This window comes from Jatrophihabitans sp. (assembly GCF_051960575.1).
Classification (GTDB): domain Bacteria; phylum Actinomycetota; class Actinomycetes; order Mycobacteriales; family Jatrophihabitantaceae; genus JBQCEE01.
Genome location: NZ_JBQCEE010000310.1, coordinates 1 through 5211, shown reverse-complemented (window position 1 = coordinate 5211; position 5211 = coordinate 1). Strand labels below are relative to the sequence as shown.

5 protein-coding genes are annotated in these 5211 nt (G+C 73.4%); 3 read left to right on the top strand and 2 right to left on the bottom strand.

The features are described 5' to 3' along the window. Positions 1–358: 358 nt before the first annotated feature. Complete coding sequence (locus ACTHMS_RS17315) at positions 359–748, bottom strand: winged helix-turn-helix transcriptional regulator (RefSeq protein WP_440307906.1); 390 nt, start codon at positions 746–748, stop codon at positions 359–361. A 97-nt stretch (positions 749–845) separates the two neighbouring features. On the opposite strand from ACTHMS_RS17315, the gene ACTHMS_RS17310 reads away from it, so the two are divergent. Then, the gene (locus ACTHMS_RS17310; RefSeq protein WP_440307905.1) at positions 846–1496 is read left to right on the top strand and encodes an FMN-dependent NADH-azoreductase; all 651 of its coding nucleotides are present in this window, start codon (positions 846–848) and stop codon (positions 1494–1496) included. Between the two features lie 79 nt (positions 1497–1575). Here the strand turns inward: ACTHMS_RS17310 and yidD are convergent, their stop codons facing one another. After that, a complete protein-coding gene (gene yidD / locus ACTHMS_RS17305; RefSeq protein WP_440307904.1) occupies positions 1576–1896 on the bottom strand; it encodes a membrane protein insertion efficiency factor YidD in 321 nt (106 codons plus the stop codon). A 260-nt stretch (positions 1897–2156) separates the two neighbouring features. Between yidD and ACTHMS_RS17300 the strand changes: the two genes are divergently transcribed. Both ACTHMS_RS17300 and ACTHMS_RS17295 read left to right on the top strand, forming a co-directional pair. Further along, a complete protein-coding gene (locus tag ACTHMS_RS17300; RefSeq protein WP_440307903.1) occupies positions 2157–3161 on the top strand; it encodes an NAD-dependent epimerase/dehydratase family protein in 1005 nt (334 codons plus the stop codon). 5 nt (positions 3162–3166) lie between these two features. Then, positions 3167–5211 (top strand): glycosyltransferase (locus ACTHMS_RS17295; RefSeq protein ID WP_440307902.1); only part of this gene is annotated, 2045 nt, incomplete at its 3' end.

Genomic DNA, 5211 nt, shown 5'->3' with positions numbered 1-5211 from the left:
GCTTGAGGGGGGGGCCCGCGCCGCCCCCCCCCCCCCGGCCCCGGTCCACGTCGTTTGGACGCGCCGGCGCCCGCGGGTTCGATGCCCCCACCCCCCCCCGCTCGCGGCCCCGGGTCCCGGTCACCGGGGGCCGTCGGTGTGTCCGGGGCTTCCGCGCGGAGCGGCCCGTGGGTCGGCGCGCCGGTTCGGTGCCGCTTGTCCCGCAACTCCGGCTTCCGGCCGCGCCTTGTCCCGCTGTGCCGGGACATTGCGCGCCGAAAACCCGGCGCTGCGGGGCAAACGCCGCCGAGGTGCCGGCGTTGCGGGGCGAACGCGGCCGAGGTGGCACCGTTGCGGGGCGAGCTGGGCGGAGGCTCGGTCAGCGGGCGGTCAGGTGCGCGGTGGCCCAGTCGGCGAGCTGGTCGAGGATCGGCTGCAGCGCGCGGCCGGCGTCGGTGAGGGCGTAGGACACTCCCGGCGGACGCGTGTCGGTGACCACCGTGCGCTCGATGAGGCCCGCGGCGGCGAGCTCGGTGAGCCGGTCGGACAGCATCGAGTCGGTGATGCCGGGGATGGCCCGCCGCAGCTCGGCGAACCCGGCGGTGCCCGATGCGAGCGTGCCGATGACGATGCCGTTCCACCGCTTGCCGAGCACCGAGAACGCGCTGCTGAGGGCGGCGTCGCAGCGCTCGACCACCCGCGAGCACGGCTCGTCCGCCTCGACGCGGACGTCGTCGGGCGCGGTCACGCCCGTTCGTCCGGTGATCATGCGGAATAGGTTACACCGGCTTGCGTTACGAGAGCAGCTAGTATTTAGCTAGTAGCAAGCGGACGACGAGCGCCCGCGCACCGAGAAGGAGTGAGTCATGACGCTGTTCCGCCTGGACGCCAGCATCCGCGAGGAGGGTTCGGCCAGCCGCGCGATCGCCGACCTCGTCGAGCACGAGTGGCGCGCCGCCAACCCCACCGAGCCGATCGTGCGCCGGCGCGTGGGCATCGAGCCGATCCCCGCCGACGCGTGGGCCGCGGCCGTGAACGCCTCGTGGACCCCCGAGGACGCCCGCACCCCCGAGCAGCAGGCCGCCGTGGCGCTCGCGAAGCGCGAGACCGACGCCCTCGTCGACGCCGACGCCGCCCTGTTCGCCGTCCCGCTGTACAACTTCGGCGTCTCGCAGCACTTCAAGACCTGGGTCGACCTGGTCATCACCGACCCCCGCATGGCCGCCGGCGTGACCCCGGCGACCGCCGGCAAGCCCGCCGTCCTGGTCACCGTCCGCGGTGGCGCGTACGGCGCCGGCACCCCGCGCGAGGGCTGGGACCACGCCACCGGCTGGATGCGTCGCATCCTCGAGGACGTGTGGCAGCTCGACCTGCGCGTCGTCGAGCGCGAGTTCACCCTGGTCGGCGTGAACCCGGCGCTGGACGAGTTCAAGGACCTCGCCGACCAGCTGCGCGTCGAGGCCGAGCGTGTCGCCCGGCAGCACGGCCGCGACCTGGCCGGCCCGAAGGCCGCCTGACCCGCTCGGTCCGCGGAAACCCCCTGCTCCGGCCCATTTCCGACGGTGGAAATGGGCCGGAGCAGGGGGTTCTGCGTGTCTAGCGGGCTGTCGGGACGCGGCGGTCGCTGCCGCGGGCTCCCGTCCAGCAGCGCACCAGTCGCTTCGACGCGAGCCAGGCGCCGCGGCGCAGCCCCTCCGTCTCCAGCGCCTCGGCGGCGTAATGGACGCACGACGGCGTGAACCGGCAGACGGCCCGATGGCGCGCATCGACATCGGGCCGGTGGACGCCGATTGTCGCGAGCGCCCAGCCGAGGAACCGGTCGCGCACGCCGAGGCGGTAGGCGCCGGCGTGCCATGCGGAGGCGCGCGCCGCTCGAGCGGTGCGCGGGGTGACGAGCAGAGCGCCGGGGACGGCCATGCGTGCTCCTGCCTGCGGGTGACGTCGTGGCTGCTGGTCGAGCCCGCACGAAACCCGTCGGCGTGTCCTACCCAATCCGAGGGCTCGTCGCACCGTCCGCATCACGCGGTCCGGGACCAACGGCCCGATCAAGATCAGTTCGTTCGGACGGGGCGGGGCTGGCGGAACGTCCCGAACCAAAGTAAGATTGGTGTGAAGATTCACTCAGGGACGAGTGGGTCGGCCGGCGGGGCCTCGTCTTCCATGGAAGGGCTCGCCCCGTGCGTCGTGCGTTCGTCACCGGCGTGGCCGGTTTCCTCGGCAGCCACGTCGCCGAGCATCTCCGCGATCTGGGCCACGAGGTCACCGGCATCGACAACCTCTCCGGTGGCCAGGTCGGCAACGTGCCAGAGGGCGTCGAGTTCGGTGCCGTCGACTGTCTCGACGCCGACGGGTACGCCGACCTGCTGCGCGGCGCCGACCTCGTCGTGCACTGCGCCGCGAGCGCCTACGACGGGCTGAGCCATTTCTCGCCCGGCCTCGTCTACCGCGACACCCTCTCGGCCACCGTCGCCGTCGTCACCGCGGCCGTGCGGGCCGGTGTCGGCCGCATCGTGCACTGCTCGTCCATGTCGCGGTACGGCGCGCTGCCGAGCCCGTTCACCGAGGACCAGTCGCCGGCACCGGTGAGCCCGTATGGGTTGGCGAAGGTGAACTCCGAGCAGTTCCTGCGCACCTTCGTCGAGCACCACGGCGGCGAGTGGGCGATCGCCGTCCCGCACAACATCATCGGGCCGCGCCAGCGCTTCGACGACCCGTACCGCAACGTCGCCGCGATCATGATCAACCGCATGCTGCGCGGCATGCAGCCGGTGATCTACGGCGACGGCTCGAGCCTGCGCTGCTTCAGCTTCGTGGCCGACTGCGTGTCGTGCCTGGGTGGGATGGCGCTGCTGCCGCAGGCCGCCGGCGAGGTGATCAACATCGGCCCGGACGAGGAGCCGGTGACCATCCTGCACCTCGCCGAGCGCATCGCGGCGCTGCTCGACTTCGACCTCGACCCGAAGTTCGTGCCGGCCCGTCCTGGCGAGGTGACGCTCGCGACCTGCAGTTCGGACAAGGCGCGTCGCCTACTCGGTTACCGCACGACGACCGGCCTGGACGAGGGCCTGCTCGCGATGATCGAGTGGATCGACGCCGTCGGCCCGCGCGAGTTCGTGTACGACCGGCCGCTCGAACTGGTCACGGCACGGACGCCCACGACCTGGGTCGACCGGATCCTCTGACCGCCGTGGACGACCGGATCACCGTCGACGGGAAGTTCTTCGCCCGCGGCACACGACGATTCGCCTTCCGAGGCGTCACCTACGGCACCTTCGCGCCGCGTGAGGACGGTGCCCGCTTCCCCGACCGCGACATCATGAAGGCCGACTTCGCGCTCATGCGCGAGAAGGGCTTCACCGTCGTGCGCACCTACACGACGCCGACGGACGACCTGCTCGACCTCGCCGCCGACTGGGAGCTCAGCGTGCTCGCCGGGGCCTTCTTCCCCGACTGGCGCTACCTCGTCGGCGACGACCGGCGCGAGCGGGCCGACGTCGCCCGCCAGGCGGTGGCGGCGGTCCGCGAGAGCGCGCGGCGGCTCGCCGGGAACCCGGTCGTGCTGGGCCTGTCGATCGGCAACGAGATCCCGGCCGACGTCATCCGCTGGCACGGCGTCGACCGCGTGACGCGCGCGCTGTCACGGCTCGTCGACGTGGTGCGCGACGAGGACCCCGAGCTGCTCGTCACCTACGGCAACTACCCGACGGCCGAGTACCTGCCGCTGCCCGAGCTCGACTTCCTCACCTTCAACCTCTTCCTCGAGCGCGGCGCCGACCTGCGCCGCTACCTCACCCGCCTGCACCACCTCGCCGGCGACCGTCCGCTCGTCGTGGGGGAACTCGGCCGGGATGCCGGTGTGGTGCCGGCCGACGAGCCACTGACCTGGGACGAGCGGTTCGCGGTCTTCGCCGACGAGCAGCGGCAGGCCGACCTGCTCGACGAGCAGCTCGCCGTCGCGCTCGACCGCGGCGTCGCAGGCACCTGCGTCTTCAGCTGGACCGACGACTGGGTGGTCGGCGACGTCCGCGTCGACGACTGGCACTTCGGGCTCACCCGCACCGACCGGTCGCCGCGTCCGGCCCTCGACGTCGTCGCCCGGTGGAACGAGCGCACCGTGCGTGACCTGCGTACCGACTGGCCTACAACATCTGTGGTGATCTGCGCCTACAACGCCGAGGCGACGCTGGCCGAGTGCCTCGAGCACACCTGCGCGCTCGACCACCCCGACCTCGAGATCATCGTCGTCGACGACGGGTCGACCGATGCGACGGCGGCGATCGCGCGCGGGTTCCCGCGGGTGCGCCTGGTGCAGATCCCGCACGCCGGCCTGTCGGCCGCACGCAACGCCGGCCACCGCGCCGCCCGCGGCGAGATCGTCGCCTACCTCGACTCGGACGCCTACCCCTCGCCCGAGTGGCCCTACTACCTCGCCCTCGGCCTGGACGCGTCGGAGCTCGCCGGCGTCGGCGGACCCAACGTCCCGCCGCCGGGCGACGGACCGGCCGCCCAACTGGTGGCGCGCGCGCCCGGCGGTCCGGTGCACGTGCTCACCGCCGACGACCGGGCCGAGCACCTCCCCGGCTGCAACATGGCCTTCCGGCGCTCGGTGTTCGACGAGGTCGGTGGCTTCGACCCGGTGTACACGTCGGCGGGCGACGACGTCGACTTCTGTTGGCGGGTGCTCGACGCCGGGCACGGCCTCGGGTTCCACCCGGCCGCCCTCGTCTGGCACCACCGGCGCAGCAGCCTGCGCGCCTACCTGCGGCAGCAGCGCGGCTACGGCCGCAGCGAGGCGCTCGTCGAGGCGCGGCACCCGCACCGGTTCAACGCCGCGGGTTCGGCGCGCTGGAGCGGGCGCATCTACCACTCGCTCGTGCCGTCCGGCCTGCGCCAGCGGGTCTACCGCGGGCCGTTCAGTGCCGCGCCGTTCCAGAGCGGCACGCCCGAGCCCGACCACCGCCTGCAGCTGGCCCACCAGGTCGGCGTGCCGCTGGTCGTGGCCGTGCTGCCGTCCGCCGTCCTCGGGCTCGTGACCCCGGCGCTCGTGCTGCCGGCCGCCGCGGCGGTCGCCTTCCTGGTGACGCTCACCGTCGTCGACGTGCTGCGCGCGCCGGTGCGCGGACCCGCGCAGCGACTGCGTCTCGCCGCGCACCACCTGCTGCAGCCGCTGGTGCGCGCGGCGGCGCGGGTGCGGCACACCCGGCCGGCGCGGCGCGCGGTCGGCGCGCCCGA